The organism is Pseudomonas saxonica (assembly GCF_007858365.1).
Taxonomy (GTDB): domain Bacteria; phylum Pseudomonadota; class Gammaproteobacteria; order Pseudomonadales; family Pseudomonadaceae; genus Aquipseudomonas; species Aquipseudomonas saxonica.
Map to the genome: position 1 here is coordinate 900,585 of NZ_VFIO01000001.1, position 16,226 is coordinate 916,810.

Consider the following 16,226-nt stretch of genomic DNA (forward strand, 5'->3'; position numbering starts at 1 on the left):
GAGTCAGATCAGTTGTTATTGGCGTCTGAGCCGTTTTCCAGCGCCATTTCTGCCGCTTCAGCTTCATCAGCGGCCGCTTTGGCTGCTTTGCTCATTTTTGGCATGATTTTGATCTCAGCCATCTCGGCATCCGACTTTGGCCCCAACAACTTGGCGCGCAACTGCTTCTCAAGGGCTTCCTTGATTTCAGGGTTGTCGTCCAGGAACTTGGCCGAGTTGGCTTTGCCCTGACCAATCTTGCTGCCGTTGTAGCTGTACCAGGCGCCGGCCTTCTCGACGAAGCCGTGCAATACGCCCAGGTCGATCATCTCGCCATTGAGATAGATGCCCTTGCCGTAAAGAATCTGGAATTCAGCCTGGCGGAATGGCGGAGCCATTTTGTTTTTGACCACTTTGACGCGGGTTTCGCTGCCAACCACCACATCGCCTTCTTTCACCGCACCCGTGCGGCGGATGTCCAAACGTACCGAGGAGTAAAACTTCAACGCATTACCACCGGTGGTGGTTTCCGGGCTGCCGAACATCACGCCGATTTTCATGCGGATCTGGTTGATGAAGATCACCAGGCAGTTGGCGTTTTTGATATTACCGGTAATTTTACGCAGGGCCTGAGACATGAGACGGGCTTGCAGACCCACGTGCATGTCACCCATATCGCCTTCGATTTCGGCTTTTGGGGTCAGTGCTGCTACGGAGTCGATGATGATCACGTCAACGGCGTTGGAACGCACCAGCATGTCAGTGATTTCAAGTGCCTGTTCGCCGGTATCTGGCTGAGAAACCAGCAGGTCGTCGACGTTAACACCCAGCTTGGCAGCGTATTCAGGGTCAAGGGCGTGTTCGGCATCGACGAAGGCACAGGTGGCACCCGCCTTTTGTGCTTGAGCGATTACCGACAGAGTGAGTGTGGTTTTACCCGAAGACTCTGGACCGTAAATTTCAACAATACGGCCTTTTGGCAAGCCGCCAATGCCCAGCGCGATGTCCAGACCCAGCGAACCGGTAGAGATTGCCGGCACTTCCTGGCGCTCTTGCTCGCCCATGAGCATTACGGCACCCTTGCCGAATTGACGTTCGATCTGACCCAAGGCCGCAGCCAAGGCTTTCTTCTTGTTGTCGTCCATTAAAGTCCTCTCGTAATCAATAAGGCCGGTCGGCCGATAACTGTATAAGTAGCCAGTATTATTCCACAGGGTTAAACGATCGCCTACCCCTGTTTTTTTATTTATCGTACCGTTCGGCGTATTAGGCCTTTCAGAGCAGCGATTACGGTTTGCCGGCGCACCTCATCACGGTCACCGGCAAAATACCGGCGTTCAGTTGTAACCTCGCCGTCATCCCCCCACGCCAGCCAAACGGTGCCAACCGGTTTCTCTTCCGAGCCACCACCGGGCCCGGCCACGCCACTGACTGCTACGGCAAAGCGTGCTCCGCTTTGCGCCTGAGCCCCCGCGACCATAGCCTCGACCACCTCGCGGCTGACAGCGCCGACTTGGCCAAACAAGGCCTCGGGAACCCCCAGCTGCTTGGTTTTTTGCTTATTGGAATAGGTGACAAAGCCGGCCTCGAACCAGGCCGAACTGCCGGGGATACGGGTAATGGCTTCGGCAATACCACCTCCAGTGCAGGATTCAGCAGTCGTAACCTGGGCATTTATCGCCTTCAGCAGGTCTCCGAGTTCGGCAGCAAGGTGAGACAGTGAGTCCATAGTGATTTCCTGAGAGGCAATGGTTTGCGCATATTTGTAAGCACTGATCGATGCCATAACCTACACGAAAACTAAGGTTCGATTCGTGAGTCGGTTGCAGAACTCTCCACCCCGAGCCGCTTTGCAGCCCAACGCTGATACAGGCTGATCGCAGCATCTGCACCGGCCAATGCTGTCAGGCAACCAAAGGCACCCGCCGCCAGCACAGACATACCCGCCGAATACAACAACAGAAAGGTTGAGACGCCACATACCATGCAGGCACCCGAGCGCAGCGCAAGGCGCCGGATCAGCAACCATCCACTGGCACCGTCTTTGTCAGCACGCCACATCTCTCCAAAAACGCCCCCCACCAAGGCCAGAAGGATGACCAGTAAAACTGGCATATCCAGCAATACTTGCGGTTCATTCATGGTGTCATCACTCCTGGGTCCTTAGGGATAAATAGTCAATTTCTGACCTGGGCTGCCGGCGCTATTGATCGCGCCGCTTCCCTGCTTGAATTCGATCGCTGAGCGTCATGCAAACTAGACTATGCATGTATGGATATACAGTCAATGCACCAGCGCATATATTTCCATGTCGCCCAACTCAAGCCACCCTTGAATACGCCATCCGTAATAAACACCACTTTAAAACCAAAAAAACCCACGTTTATGTGGGCTTTTTTCATAAGACTTAGCTCAGCGTGCGTACATGCCCCACCAGAACACATGGCCCAGAATGACCAGTTGCTCATCTTCCATGTCACTGTAGGCGTAGTCCTCGTCTGGATACTCGTCACGGTTAAAACTGCGCAATCGAATACCCTGTGGCAAGCGATAGACCTGCTTCACCCGTAGCTGGCCGTTGTGATTGATTGCATACAGGTCACCATCAATGACGTCTTCAAGAGCACGCTTGCCCGCGTTGACCCCCACCGTTGCACCATCGCGCAAAACCGGCAGCATGCTGTCACCGCGCACCGTCACACACTTGGCCTGATCGAATTGCACGCCGTTATGGCGCAGGCTGCGCTTGCCAAAACGCAGCTTGGCACGCTCGCTCTCTTCAATGGCAAAACGCCCGGAACCGGCCGCCAATTCGACCTGGCGCAGAAAGGCAATGGACACTTCATCATCCGCCACAGGCGTGTCGTCATCCCATAAGCAAATATCCCGCAGCTGCGGATGCCTCGGATCGGCCTCGGATACCACAAGCCTGACAGGGCTATCCCGGCCCCGCAGTTGATCGGTGCTGATTTGAAAATATTCCGCGATCCTAGAGATTTGCCTATCAGACGGATCGACAATTTTGCCATTCAAAATTCGCGAAAGTGTTGATTGCGGCACACCCGTACTACGGTGCAGCGCCATGGCGCTGAGCTGATGACGAGCAAGTAGCTCTTTGAGGACGATAGAAACAGTTCGTTTAGGCATGGAGAGAATAGTGCTAGCGGTGTTTATAGATGGCAAATGCTATTTCTTCTATTAATAGCAGCGCCCATGAGCGCCTGTAGATGCACATGGCTGACATGTTAACCTTGCGCCCATTGCGAAAACCTCAGGCCACGCGCCTGCCTTTGCCCACTTTCAAAACGAATCCGCCTAAGCCTCTCATGAGTAAAAATACTTCCGACCTATCCGGCCACACGCCGATGATGCAGCAGTACTGGCGCCTGAAGAACCAGCACCCTGATCAGTTGATGTTCTATCGCATGGGCGACTTCTACGAGATCTTCTACGAAGACGCGAAAAAAGCCGCCAAGTTGCTGGATATCACCCTCACCGCACGCGGGCAATCTGCCGGGCAAGCTATCCCCATGTGCGGGATTCCTTACCATGCAGCTGAAGGTTATTTGGCCAAGCTGGTAAAACTTGGCGAGTCGGTGGTCATTTGTGAGCAGGTGGGCGACCCGGCAACCAGTAAAGGGCCGGTCGATCGTCAAGTGGTGCGCATCATCACACCGGGCACGGTCAGCGACGAAGCGTTGATGGATGAACGCCGCGACAACCTGATTGCCGCCGTACTGGGCGACGAGCGCTTGTTTGGACTCGCGGTGCTGGACATCACCAGTGGCAACTTCTCGGTACTGGAGATCAAAGGCTGGGAGAACCTGCTGGCCGAACTCGAGCGTATTAACCCGGTTGAGCTGATGATCCCGGATGATTGGCCACAAGGTTTGCCAGCAGAAAAGCGCCGTGGTGTACGTCGCCGCGCGCCGTGGGATTTCGAGCGCGACTCCGCCTTTAAAAGCCTGTGCCAGCAGTTCTCGACCCAAGACCTCAAAGGCTTTGGTTGCGAGAACCTGACACTGGCTATCGGCGCCGCCGGTTGCTTGCTCAGCTATGCCAAGGAAACTCAACGTACCGCCCTGCCCCATCTGCGCAGCCTGCGCCACGAACGTCTTGATGACACCGTGGTGCTCGATGGTGCCAGCCGACGCAACCTGGAACTGGACACCAACCTGGCGGGGGGGCGCGACAACACGTTGCAATCGGTGGTTGACCGCTGCCAGACGTCGATGGGCAGCCGCTTGCTGACCCGCTGGTTGAATCGTCCGCTGCGCGACTTGAGTGTTCTGCTCGCGCGCCAGTCGTCGATTACGTGCCTGCTCGATGGCTATCGCTTTGAAAAGCTCCAACCACAGCTGAAAGAAATTGGCGACCTGGAACGTATTCTGGCCCGAATCGGTTTGCGTAACGCCCGCCCGCGAGATCTGGCCCGGCTACGCGATGCCTTGACGGCCCTGCCCGAGCTGCAGGATGCGATGATTGGCCTCGAAGCCCCGCATTTGCAGCAACTGGCCCGCATCACCAGCACCTATCCGGAGCTGGCTGCCCTTCTTGAAAAAGCCATCAACGACAACCCACCTGCCGTCATCCGTGATGGCGGTGTACTCAAGACCGGCTATGACGCCGAGCTTGATGAACTGCAATCATTGAGCGAGAACGCCGGCCAGTTCCTGATTGATCTCGAAGCCCGCGAAAAAGCCCGTACGGGCCTCGCCAACCTCAAGGTCGGTTACAACCGGGTTCATGGCTACTTTATTGAGTTGCCCAGCAAGCAGGCCGAACAAGCCCCGGCAGATTACATTCGGCGCCAGACGCTTAAGGGGGCCGAGCGCTTTATCACGCCGGAGCTAAAAGCTTTCGAAGATAAAGCCCTGTCTGCCAAAAGTCGCGCATTGGCTCGCGAGAAGATGCTCTATGAAGCCTTGCTCGAAACCTTGATCGGTGAGCTGCCGCCCCTGCAAGACACCGCTGCCGCGCTGGCCGAACTGGACGTACTGAGCAATCTGGCGGAGCGTGCGCTAAATCTCGACTTGAACTGTCCGCGCTTTGTTGACGAGCCGTGCATGCGCATCAACCAGGGGCGACACCCGGTGGTTGAACAAGTGCTGACCACGCCGTTTGTGGCCAACGATCTGGCGCTGGATGACAACACCCGCATGCTGGTGATCACCGGCCCGAACATGGGCGGTAAATCGACCTACATGCGTCAGACCGCGTTGATCGTTCTACTTGCGCACATTGGTAGTTTTGTACCAGCGGCCAGTTGTGAACTATCACTTGTTGATCGCATCTTTACCCGCATAGGCTCCAGCGATGACCTGGCCGGCGGACGCTCGACCTTCATGGTTGAAATGAGTGAGACCGCGAACATTCTGCACAATGCCACCGACCGTAGCCTGGTTCTGATGGACGAAGTGGGTCGAGGCACAAGCACCTTTGACGGCCTGTCGCTGGCCTGGGCTGCCGCTGAACGCTTGGCTCAACTGCGGGCTTATACTTTGTTCGCCACTCACTACTTCGAGCTGACGGTACTGCCCGAGAGTGAACCATTGGTCGCCAACGTGCACTTGAGTGCAACCGAGCACAACGAGCGCATCGTATTTCTGCACCACGTGCTGCCGGGGCCAGCCAGCCAAAGTTATGGTTTGGCCGTGGCGCAGCTGGCAGGCGTCCCTACGCCTGTTATCGCCCGTGCACGCGAGCATTTGAGCCGCCTGGAGACCACCAGCCTGCCGCACGAATTGCCAAAACCAACCCCCGGCAAGAAGGCTGCGCCCCAACAAAGTGATTTGTTTGCCAGCCTGCCTCACCCGGTTCTGGATGATCTTTCCAAGCTGGATCTGGACAATCTCACACCGCGTAAAGCACTTGATTTGCTCTACACATTAAAGACACGCCTTTAAAAGCTGCTAGAATCGCGCGCGGTTCGGGATGCTACTGACCTTTTAGCCTGTTCAGTAGATATCACTCCCGAACCCTGCGAGCCCGAACTGGAAGGGCTTCGCTGCCGCCGCCTGAGGAGAAAATTAGAAATGACCTTCGTCGTCACCGACAACTGCATCAAGTGCAAGTACACCGACTGCGTAGAAGTCTGTCCGGTGGACTGCTTTTACGAAGGCCCGAACTTCCTGGTGATTCACCCGGATGAGTGCATTGATTGCGCGCTTTGTGAGCCTGAATGCCCAGCTCAGGCCATCTTCTCTGAAGATGAGATTCCTGCTGGCATGGAGAATTTCATTCAGTTGAATGTCGAGCTGGCTGAAATCTGGCCAAACATCACTGAGCGTAAAGACCCTCTGCCGGACGCGGCCGAGTGGGATGGCAAGCCAGGTAAGATTGCCGACCTGGAACGCTGATTGATGCTGTAGCTAAAAAGCCCCGTCTCGTATGAGCCGGGGCTTTTTGCGTTTTAACGTAGTGAATCGTCTACGGCCAAGGCTCGTAAGCCTCAAGGTTAAGCGCTGATGGTGCAACCTGTGGCGTCTTGAAGCTGCTCACGGGTCACGCCTGTTGCCAGCTCTACCAGTTTCAGACCGTGCTCGGTGACGTCGAGCACCCCCAGATCGGTAATGATCCGGTCAACCACGCCTACACCGGTCAGGGGTAAATCGCACGATTTGAGCAGTTTATGGGCACCCCCCTTGGCTGTGTGCTCCATCAACACGACCACACGTTTGACACCGGCCACCAAGTCCATCGCGCCGCCCATGCCTTTCACCATCTTGCCGGGGATCATCCAGTTGGCCAGATCGCCTTTCTCGGAGACTTGCATCGCCCCCAGAATGGAAAGATTGATGTGCCCTCCACGGATCATGGCGAATGAATCAGCGCTGTTGAAAAAACTGCTGCCGGGCAAGGTGGTGATGGTTTGCTTGCCTGCGTTGATCAGGTCGGCGTCCACTTCATCTTCGGTCGGGAATGGGCCAATACCGAGCAAACCATTCTCACTCTGTAGCCAGACATCCATGCCCTCAGGTATGTAGTTGGCAACCAGCGTCGGCAAGCCGATACCCAGATTGACGTAAAAACCATCCTGTAATTCTTGGGCGGCGCGGTGCGCCATTTCTTCACGAGTCCAGGCCATGATCAGGCGCTCCGCACAGTGCGTTGTTCGATGCGTTTTTCCGGAGTGGCATTAAGGATCAGCCTCTGTACGTAAATACCCGGTAAGTGCACGTGATCCGGGTCGATCTCGCCAATCTCAACGATTTCTTCCACTTCGACCACACATACCTTGGCCGCCATGGCCGCCAAGGGGTTGAAGTTACGTGCGGTTTTGTTGAACAGCAGATTGCCGGATTTATCAGCCTTCCACGCTTTGACCAGGGCGACGTCGGCCCGCAACGAGCGTTCCATGACGTACCACTCACCATCGAATTCACGAGTTTCCTTGCCTTCTGCCACCAGCGTCCCGTAACCCGTTTTGGTGTAAAACGCCGGTATGCCGGCCCCACCCGCCCGAAGCTTTTCCGCCAGGGTGCCTTGGGGAGTGAATTCAAGCTCTAACTCGCCTGCCAGAAACTGACGCTCGAACTCTTTGTTCTCACCGACGTACGAAGAAATCATTTTGCGAATCTGACGGGTCGTCAGCAGTTGCCCCAAACCAAAACCATCGACGCCCGCATTGTTACTGATCACGGTCAGATCACGCTTGCCGGTATCACGCAGGGCTGCAATCAAGGCCTCAGGGATGCCACACAACCCAAAACCTCCAACAGCCAGGGTCATGCCGTCCTCGACAAGCCCCTGCAAAGCGGATTCAGCACTCGAGTAAATCTTGTTCACTTGTTATTCCTCGAATTTGCCGCGACGCTCTCGGCATATCGCAGCCTGTTTGCTTAAGCTCAGGGCAGTCAAATTGACCGCCATGCTGAACTCTGGCGGCTCTGGCCCAAGGCCAAAGCGTTATCCGAGTGTAGGGATACGCACGCAACAACTCTAGGGGCTGTTCCCGTTTCATTGCAGCTGCAACAAGGCTCAAGCAAAAGGTGGCTAGATACAGAACTGCAGAGACCTTAACCATGCGGTAACAATTGACCTACAAAATACTTAGCTGGCTACCTTTAAACCCGCGATCTAGACGTATATAAAGACCGCTGGGAATCAAACTGCATCGTTTGGGAAATCTTCCTACGCATATGCTTCGTTCCGACTAGACTCTGATCGAATTTGGCATCAATTGCGTAGGCTCAGGCTCAAGCTGATCATTTCGATGCCGGCATCAACCCAGGCCTCAGCGTCCTTGTGCAGCTCGAAGCTGTCGGGAACCAGTAGCCATTGACCAAGAACTCCGTCGATATAGGCATGCAGACAAATAGCCGCGCGACGAGCATCAAGGTTTTTGGGGAGTTGATTGCGATGGATTGCATTATTCAGTGTGAGCTCAATTCGGCTATTACAGTCGACCATCGCCACTTGGCGTTGACGACGCAAATCGCACATTTCGTCAGTGAATTCACATTTATGGAACAAAATCTCATTGATGCGCCGGGTTTTAGGGTCAATGGCAATCTGGCGAAACAAATGGACCAGCAGCTTGCGCATGCACCCAAGCGGATCAAGCTCATCCTGACTTTCGCTGGCTTTGGCCAGCTCTTCCAGCGGCTCGTGCAAGCTGTCCAGCATGGCTTGAACAAGATCAGCCTTGTTGCTGAAATGCCAGTAAATGGCGCCTCGGGTAACGCCCGCCAACGCGGCGATATCGGCCAGTGTCGTGCGTGCGACACCCCGTGTGTAAAAGGCCTGCTCAGCTGCTTCGAGGATCGCACTGCGCGTTTCCTGAGCTTCTTCTTTGGTACGACGCACCATGGCAATAAAAACCTCAATCAGGAGGATCTGGACGGTTGCACTCAGGCGCCCAAATCAACATCGGGTGGCGTTTGTTATGCCTTATCCCGGCCTACTTCACGCTCTAAAAAGGACTCTGTAGCGTACTTTGCAAAGGAGTCACGCTATTTACAAACAGACACGAATGTAAGTATATTCCTTAGCAAGCTACTTATCCACCCGGAACAGCTTTCTATACCCTTCCACTATTCTTGTGCGCTTTCGCGTGCCTGACCCGAGGATCTTCATGCAATTCAAGCCAGCTGTTACCGCTCTGGTTGCTGCCATCGCCCTAGCTTCGCTTATTAGCGGATGTAAAAAGGAAGAGGCAGCACCTGCCCCGCAAATCCCTCAGGTCGGCGTCGTGACGCTGAAAACCCAGCCATTTGCCCTGACTACCGATCTACCAGGCCGAACAGCTTCTTATCGCTCGGCAGAAGTTCGACCGCAGGTAAACGGGATCATTCTTAAGCGCTACTTCAAGGAAGGCAGCGACGTCAAAGAAGGTCAACAGCTGTATCAAATCGATCCAGCTATCTACCAAAGCAATGTCTTGAGCGCCAAGGCAACGCTACAATCGGCCAAATCACTGGCTGACCGCTACAAGCAATTGGTCGCAGAGCAAGCTGTAAGCCGTCAGGAATACGACAACGCCGAGTCGGCCCGCCTTGAGGCTGAAGCCGCACTCAATACCGCCATGGTGAACTTGCGTTACACCAAAGTACTGGCGCCGCTGACAGGCCGTATTGGTCGTTCGCTGTTTACTGAGGGCGCTCTGGTTACCAGCGGTCAAGCCAACGCACTGGCGGTGATCACTCAACTGGACCCGATCTATGTTGACGTGACCCAGTCCTCTGTCGAAATGCTTGAATTGCGCCGTGACCTGGCTGATGGCCGCTTGAAATCCGCGGGTGCAAACGCTGCCAAAGTTAAATTGACCCTGCCCGACGGCAGCCAGTACTCAGAAGAAGGCCGTCTGGAATTCTCTGAAGTGTCAGTGGACGAAACCACCGGTTCCGTTACCCTGCGCGCCGTATTCCCGAACCCGAAAGATATTCTGCTACCAGGCATGTTTGTTCATGCGCAACTGGAAGCCGGTATCAACAGCGATGCGATTCTGGCACCGCAAATCGGTGTGACTCACAACTCCAAAGGCCAGCCGACGGCACTGATCGTTGGCCCGGACAACAAAGTTGAGCTGCGCGTACTGCAAGCGACCCGCACCGTCGGCAGCGACTGGTTGGTGGAAGACGGCTTGAAAGCAGGTGATCGCCTGATTACTGACGGCCTGCAATACGTCAAGCCAGGTGTCGAAGTGAAGATCATGGACAAGTCTCAAGGCGCATCCCCGGCATCTGCCCCGGCAACAGAAAAAGCTGCGGGCACTAAAGGGGAATAAACCATGTCGAATTTTTTCATCGACCGTCCAATTTTCGCCTGGGTAATTGCCCTGGTGATGATGCTGGTTGGGGGGCTGTCGATCCTCAAGCTACCGATCAACCAGTACCCGAGCATTGCACCACCGGCTATCTCGATTTCCGTGACCTACCCGGGCGCTTCGGCGCAAACCGTTCAGGACACGGTGGTTCAAGTGATCGAGCAGCAGTTGAACGGCATCGATCATTTGCGTTATGTCTCCTCGGAAAGTAACTCCGACGGCAGCATGACCATTACCGCGACCTTCAACCAGGGTACTGACCCTGATACCGCGCAGGTTCAGGTACAAAACAAGCTCAACCTGGCGACACCGCTGCTGCCGCAAGAAGTTCAGCAGCAAGGTATCCGCGTGACCAAGGCAGTGAAAAACTTCCTGATGGTCGTTGGCGTGGTGTCCACTGATGGCACGATGAACAAGGACGACTTGTCCAACTACATCGTTTCCAACATGCAGGACCCTATCTCTCGTACTGAAGGTGTGGGCGACTTCCAGGTGTTCGGTTCCCAGTACGCCATGCGTATCTGGCTCGACCCGGCCAAGTTGAACAAGTACAACCTGACCCCGGTTAGCGTCAAATCGGCCATTACCGCACAGAACGTGCAGGTGTCCTCCGGACAACTGGGTGGTCTGCCTGCTGTCAAAGGCCAGGAACTCAACGCCACCATTATCGGCAAGACGCGTCTGCAGACCGCCGAAGAATTCAAGAAAATCCTGCTCAAGGTCAACACGGACGGTTCTCAGGTTCGCCTGAGTGATGTGGCCGATGTGGCACTGGGGGGCGAGAACTACAGCGTCAGCGCTCAGTACAACGGCAAACCGTCTTCCGGTCTGGCAATCAAGCTGGCCACCGACGCCAACGCACTGAACACCGCCAAGGCGGTCCGCCAAACCATCGCAGATCTGCAACCCTTCTTCCCGCCTGGCATGGAAGTGGTTTACCCGTATGACACCACACCCGTGATCTCTGCCTCCATCGAAGGGGTTGTTGAAACACTGGTTGAAGCGGTTGTGTTGGTGTTTTTGGTGATGTTCCTGTTCCTGCAAAACTTCCGCGCCACCATCATCACTACGATGACTGTGCCGGTGGTATTGCTGGGTACGTTCGGGATCCTCGCTGCGGCAGGCTTCAGCATTAACACGCTGACCATGTTTGGCTTGGTACTTGCCATCGGCTTGCTGGTGGACGATGCCATTGTGGTGGTCGAAAACGTCGAGCGGGTGATGGCCGAAGAGGGATTATCGCCCAAAGAAGCCACCAAAAAGTCCATGGGCCAGATTCAGGGCGCACTGGTCGGTATCGCCCTTGTACTGTCGGCCGTATTGCTGCCAATGGCGTTCTTCGGCGGCTCTACCGGTGTGATCTACCGTCAGTTCTCGATCACCATCGTATCGGCCATGGCGCTGTCGGTAATGGTCGCATTGATCTTTACCCCAGCCTTGTGTGCCACGATTCTCAAACCGATTGCCAAAGGCGATCACGGCGAGAACAAGCGCGGATTCTTCGGCTGGTTCAACCGCACGTTCGACAGCGGCGTCAAACGCTACGAAAACAGCGTCGGCAGCATCCTGCGCCACAAAGCTCCATACCTTCTGGCCTACGTATTGATTGTAGTGGGCATGGTCTTCCTGTTTACGCGTATCCCTACTTCCTTCCTTCCAGAAGAAGATCAGGGCGTGTTGTTTGCCCAAGTTCAGACACCACCTGGAACGACGGCTGAGCGTACACAAGACGTCATCGACAGGATGCGTGAATACCTGCTCAAAGATGAGGCTTCATCCGTATCGTCAGTCTTTACGGTAAACGGCTTCAACTTTGCAGGTCGCGGTCAAAGCTCTGGCCTGGCATTTATCATGCTCAAGCCGTGGAGCGAGCGTGGCCCTGAAGACAGCGTATTTGCCTTGGCAGCACGGGCACAGAAGCACTTCGCCACGTTCCGCGATGCGATGGTGTTCGCCTTTGCTCCCCCGGCAGTAATGGAGTTGGGTAACGCCACCGGTTTTGACGTTTATCTGCAAGACCGGGCCGGTATCGGTCATGACAAACTGATGCAAGCGCGTAACCAGTTCCTCGGTATGGCCGCGCAGAGCAAGATCCTGTCCGGCGTACGTCCGAACGGTTTGAACGACGAACCTCAGTACAAACTGATCATCGATGATGAAGCAGCACGCGCTCAGGGGGTCAGCCTGTCAGACATCAACGACACGCTGTCTATCGGATTGGGTGCCAGTTACGTCAACGACTTTATCGACCGTGGACGGGTGAAGAAGGTGTTCTTGCAAGGCAATGAGACCTCGCGCATGAACCCCGAAGACCTGAAAAAGTGGTACGTGACAAACGATCAGGGAACGATGGTGCCCTTCTCGGCCTTCGCCCGCGGCGAATGGACCTACGGCGCACCCAAGCTGTCGCGTTACAACGGTGTAGAAGCCATGGAGATTCTGGGTGCTCCCGCTCCGGGCTACAGCAGCGGCGAGGCGATGGCAGAAGTTGAAGCACTGGCCAAGAAGTTGCCTGCAGGCGTCGGTATTGCCTGGACGGGGCTGTCTTACGAGGAGCGTCTGTCCGGTTCGCAAGCACCTGCACTGTACGCAATTTCCTTGCTGATGGTCTTCCTGTGCCTTGCAGCCTTGTATGAAAGCTGGTCGATTCCAATTGCGGTCATGTTGGTGGTGCCGCTGGGGATTATCGGTGCATTGCTGGCTACCAGCCTGCGTGGTTTGTCCAACGACGTGTACTTCCAGGTGGGGCTGTTAACCACCATCGGTCTGGCAGCGAAAAACGCCATTCTGATTGTCGAGTTTGCCAAGGAGCTGCACGAACAGGGCCGAACCTTGACGGAGGCCGCGATTGAGGCGTGCCGTATGCGTCTGCGTCCGATCATCATGACCTCGCTGGCCTTTATCCTCGGGGTGGTGCCACTGGCCATTTCCAATGGTGCTGGTTCGGGCAGCCAGCATGCCATCGGTACCGGCGTAATCGGTGGTATGTTGAGCGCTACCATTCTGGCCATCTTCTGGGTGCCTCTGTTCTTCGTAGCCGTGTCCTCCGTCGGCAACCGCGCCGAAGGTAAAAAGAAAGTGGACCTGACTAAAACTCCAAATAAAGAGGCTGGCCAATGAGCAAGTCGCTTCTCGCAGTAGCTATCGCCGCGTTTACGCTGGGCGGCTGCTCGTTGATCCCGGATTACCAGCGCCCTGAAGCGCCGGTAGCCGCGCAGTACCCTAAAGGCCCGGCTTACTCACCTGCGGAGTCGGCCAACCAGGCCGCCGCCGAACAAGGCTGGCGTCAGTTTTTCCATGATCCTGCCCTGCAACAGCTGATTCAAACGGCCTTGGTCAACAACCGCGACCTTCGGGTCGCAGCGTTGAACATCGACGCGTATGCAGCGCAATACCGTATCCAGCGTGCCGATCTGTTTCCGGCGGTCAATGCGGATGCCAGCGGCAGTCGTCAACGCACCCCGGCGCGCATGTCGCAAACCGGAGAGTCGGGCATCACCAGCCAGTACTCGGCGACCCTTGGGGTCAGTGCCTACGAACTGGACCTGTTCGGCCGAGTCCGCAGCCTCAGTGAACAAGCGCTCCAGAACTACTTTGCAACCGAAGAAGCGCGACGCACCACCCAGATCAGTCTGGTGGCCAGTGTCGCCAATGCCTACATGACCTGGCAGGCTGACAAAGAACTGCTGAAGCTCACTGAAGACACGCTGAAAAACTTCAACGAGAGCTACAAGCTGACCTTGCGCAGCAACGAAGTGGGTGTGGCCTCAGCACTGGATGTGAGCCAGTTGCGGACCTCTGTCGAAAACGCCAAGGTGCAACTGGCACGCTATACCCGTCAGGTCGCTCAGGATCAGAACAGTCTGGTTCTACTGTTAGGTACATCGTTACCGGACAACCTGCCGGCAGCCAAACCGCTGGCCGTCGACCTGTTGAATGAAGTCCCGGCAGGCTTGCCGTCAGACTTGTTGCAACGTCGTCCGGACATCCTTGAAGCCGAGCATAAGCTGTTGGCCGCCAACGCCAACATCGGGGCCGCACGTGCAGCGTTCTTCCCTAGCATCAGCCTCACAGCCAATGCCGGGACCCTGAGCCCTGACTTGTCAGGGTTGTTCAAGGGCGGTTCGGGTACGTGGCTGTTCTCGCCGCAAATCACCCTGCCGATCTTTAACGCAGGGGCTTTGCGCGCAAGCCTGGACTACTCGAAAATCCAGAAAGAGATCACTGTTTCTCAGTATGAGAAAACGATCCAGACGGCGTTTCAGGAAGTCTCTGACGGGCTCGCATCCCGCGAGACCTACAAACAGCAGTTGGAGGCTCAAAGCCAATTCGTCAATGCCAACCAGGATTACTATCGCTTGGCAGAGCGTCGTTATCGCATCGGCATCGACAGCAACCTGACCTTCCTTGATGCTCAGCGCTCGTTGTTCAGCGCGCAGCAATCCTTGATCACTGATCGCCTGTCGCAGCTGACCAGTGAGGTCAATCTGTACAAGGCACTGGGTGGTGGCTGGTACGAACAGACCGGGCAAAACCGTCCAATTTCGGACGAGCCGCCCAAGGCTTGATGCATACCGGTTAAACAACAAACCCGCCTTTTGGCGGGTTTGTTGTTCAATGCGGCGATGGCGCCTGTCGTCGCTGACGAAGGCTGCGATCGAGCGCAAAGCGTTCGCACAATCGGGCACCTCGGCGTGCCAGGTTTTACGGCGGCTTTGCCGCCGATCGCAGCCTTCGTTCCTCGTCAGCGGCTACGGGGTATCAAAACGCTTTGAATCAGCCGCGCGACTCAACACCCAGCTCATCCCATACCGACTCAGCCAGATGGAACGTTGCATTGGCCGCCGGGATGCCGCAGTAAATGGCACTCTGCATCAACACTTCCTTGATCTCGGCACGGGTCACCCCATTATTGGCGGCCGCCCGCAGGTGCAACTTCAATTCTTCACTGCGGTTCATACCAATCAGCATGGCAATGGTAATCAGGCTGCGGGTATGGCGCGGCAGGCCCGGGCGAGTCCAGATATCACCCCAGGCATGGCGGGTGATCATTTCCTGAAATTCGCTGTTGAATTCGGTCAGGGCATTGAGACTGCGATCCACATGGGCATCGCCGAGCACTTCGCGGCGCACGCTCATGCCTTCGTCGTAACGTTGTTTCTCGTCCACAAAACGCTCCTTAAACCGACTTCTCAACTAACAGAAAATCCAGTACTCGCCGGCTGAAAGCATCACCAGCCTGCACGTTGGACAGGTGAGCAGCATGGAACTCGGCATACTGCGCGCCCTGTACATGTTCCTGAATGAAACGGCTGCCTGAAGGCGGAGTGACCGCGTCTTCAGTGCCGGCAATCACCAGCATGGGAACCGTGATTGAGCCTAACTGGTCACGAAAATCAGCATCGCGCACCGCTGCGCAATTGGCGGCGTAGCCCTGTGGCGAGGTGGAGGCCAGCATATCGGTAATGCGCTTGGCTTGCTGCGGGTTGGCCTGGGCAAAGTCTGGGGTGAACCAGCGGGCAATTGACGCATCACGCAGACCGGCCATGGCCGCAGCACCTTCACGCAGCACCATTTCAATACGCGGGTTCCACACGGCCGGCTCGCCGATCTTGGCGGCGGTATTGCACACCACTAATTTGTTTAGGCGAGACCCGGCATTGATGCCCAACCATTGACCGATCAATCCCCCCATCGACAAGCCGCAAAAATGAGCACGCTCGATTTTCAGCGCATCCAGCAAGGCCAACACATCAGCGCCCAGTTGAGCAATGGTGTACGGACCTTTGGTCACCAGTGACTGGCCATGACCACGGGTGTCGTAGCGCAGTACCTGAAAATGCTCGGTAAACGCAGGCATCTGCGTGTCCCACATGCCCAGATCCGTGCCCAGCGAGTTGGACAAGACCAGCACCGGCGCACCTTGCGGGCCGTCCAGCTGGTAATTGAGTTCACCTTCAGCAAGTTGTACACGTCCCAC

General features: G+C 55.9%; 14 protein-coding genes. 5 read left to right on the top strand and 9 right to left on the bottom strand.

From position 1 onward, the window contains the following. Positions 1-8: 8 nt before the first annotated feature. The 4 genes from recA to FJD38_RS04220 all read right to left on the bottom strand — a co-directional run bounded on the left by recA (position 9) and on the right by FJD38_RS04220 (position 3,126). The gene (gene recA, locus FJD38_RS04205) at positions 9-1,124 is read right to left on the bottom strand and encodes a recombinase RecA (RefSeq protein ID WP_122784709.1); all 1,116 of its coding nucleotides are present in this window, start codon (positions 1,122-1,124) and stop codon (positions 9-11) included. A gap of 101 nt (positions 1,125-1,225) precedes the next feature. Further along, entirely contained in the window at positions 1,226-1,708 is a 483-nt protein-coding gene (locus FJD38_RS04210) for a CinA family protein (RefSeq protein WP_122784710.1), read from the bottom strand. 71 nt (positions 1,709-1,779) lie between these two features. Beyond that, positions 1,780-2,121, bottom strand: a complete 342-nt coding sequence (locus FJD38_RS04215) for a phage holin family protein (protein ID WP_122784711.1) — start codon at positions 2,119-2,121, stop codon at positions 1,780-1,782. A 270-nt stretch (positions 2,122-2,391) separates the two neighbouring features. Beyond that, positions 2,392-3,126, bottom strand: a complete 735-nt coding sequence (locus FJD38_RS04220) for a LexA family transcriptional regulator (RefSeq protein WP_122784712.1) — start codon at positions 3,124-3,126, stop codon at positions 2,392-2,394. A 179-nt stretch (positions 3,127-3,305) separates the two neighbouring features. Between FJD38_RS04220 and mutS the strand changes: the two genes are divergently transcribed. Both mutS and fdxA read left to right on the top strand, forming a co-directional pair. Beyond that, on the top strand, positions 3,306-5,885 hold the full coding sequence (gene mutS / locus FJD38_RS04225) for a DNA mismatch repair protein MutS (protein WP_122784895.1): 2,580 nt from the start codon (positions 3,306-3,308) through the stop codon (positions 5,883-5,885). Positions 5,886-6,014: 129 nt separating this feature from the next. Then, positions 6,015-6,338 (top strand): ferredoxin FdxA, encoded by a 324-nt coding sequence (fdxA, locus tag FJD38_RS04235; RefSeq protein WP_122784713.1) that lies wholly within the window; start codon positions 6,015-6,017, stop codon positions 6,336-6,338. Between the two features lie 98 nt (positions 6,339-6,436). Here the strand turns inward: fdxA and FJD38_RS04240 are convergent, their stop codons facing one another. From FJD38_RS04240 to FJD38_RS04250, 3 genes are all read right to left on the bottom strand, one after another. Continuing rightward, positions 6,437-7,066 carry a CoA transferase subunit B gene (locus FJD38_RS04240; RefSeq protein ID WP_122784714.1) on the bottom strand — a complete coding sequence of 210 codons (630 nt, stop codon included), beginning with the start codon at positions 7,064-7,066 and terminating at the stop codon, positions 6,437-6,439. A gap of 2 nt (positions 7,067-7,068) precedes the next feature. Further along, entirely contained in the window at positions 7,069-7,767 is a 699-nt protein-coding gene (locus FJD38_RS04245; RefSeq protein ID WP_122784715.1) for a CoA transferase subunit A, read from the bottom strand. 390 nt (positions 7,768-8,157) lie between these two features. Further along, positions 8,158-8,790 (bottom strand): TetR family transcriptional regulator, encoded by a 633-nt coding sequence (locus tag FJD38_RS04250; RefSeq protein WP_122784716.1) that lies wholly within the window; start codon positions 8,788-8,790, stop codon positions 8,158-8,160. Positions 8,791-9,055: 265 nt separating this feature from the next. On the opposite strand from FJD38_RS04250, the gene FJD38_RS04255 reads away from it, so the two are divergent. The 3 genes from FJD38_RS04255 to FJD38_RS04265 are packed head-to-tail and all read left to right on the top strand — an operon-like array spanning position 9,056 to position 14,814. Continuing rightward, positions 9,056-10,207: an efflux RND transporter periplasmic adaptor subunit gene (locus FJD38_RS04255; protein ID WP_122784717.1), complete on the top strand. Its 1,152-nt coding sequence runs from the start codon at positions 9,056-9,058 to the stop codon at positions 10,205-10,207. A 3-nt stretch (positions 10,208-10,210) separates the two neighbouring features. Then, positions 10,211-13,366, top strand: a complete 3,156-nt coding sequence (locus FJD38_RS04260; RefSeq protein ID WP_122784718.1) for an efflux RND transporter permease subunit — start codon at positions 10,211-10,213, stop codon at positions 13,364-13,366. Beyond that, positions 13,363-14,814, top strand: coding sequence for an AdeC/AdeK/OprM family multidrug efflux complex outer membrane factor (locus FJD38_RS04265; protein ID WP_122784719.1), 1,452 nt, complete (start codon positions 13,363-13,365; stop codon positions 14,812-14,814). The genes FJD38_RS04260 and FJD38_RS04265 overlap by 4 nt, the downstream gene beginning before the upstream one ends. A gap of 208 nt (positions 14,815-15,022) precedes the next feature. On the opposite strand, the gene pcaC is transcribed toward FJD38_RS04265, so the two are convergent. Continuing rightward, entirely contained in the window at positions 15,023-15,415 is a 393-nt protein-coding gene (gene pcaC / locus FJD38_RS04270) for a 4-carboxymuconolactone decarboxylase (protein WP_122784720.1), read from the bottom strand. A 10-nt stretch (positions 15,416-15,425) separates the two neighbouring features. Next, complete coding sequence (pcaD, locus tag FJD38_RS04275) at positions 15,426-16,226, bottom strand: 3-oxoadipate enol-lactonase (protein ID WP_146384059.1); 801 nt, start codon at positions 16,224-16,226, stop codon at positions 15,426-15,428.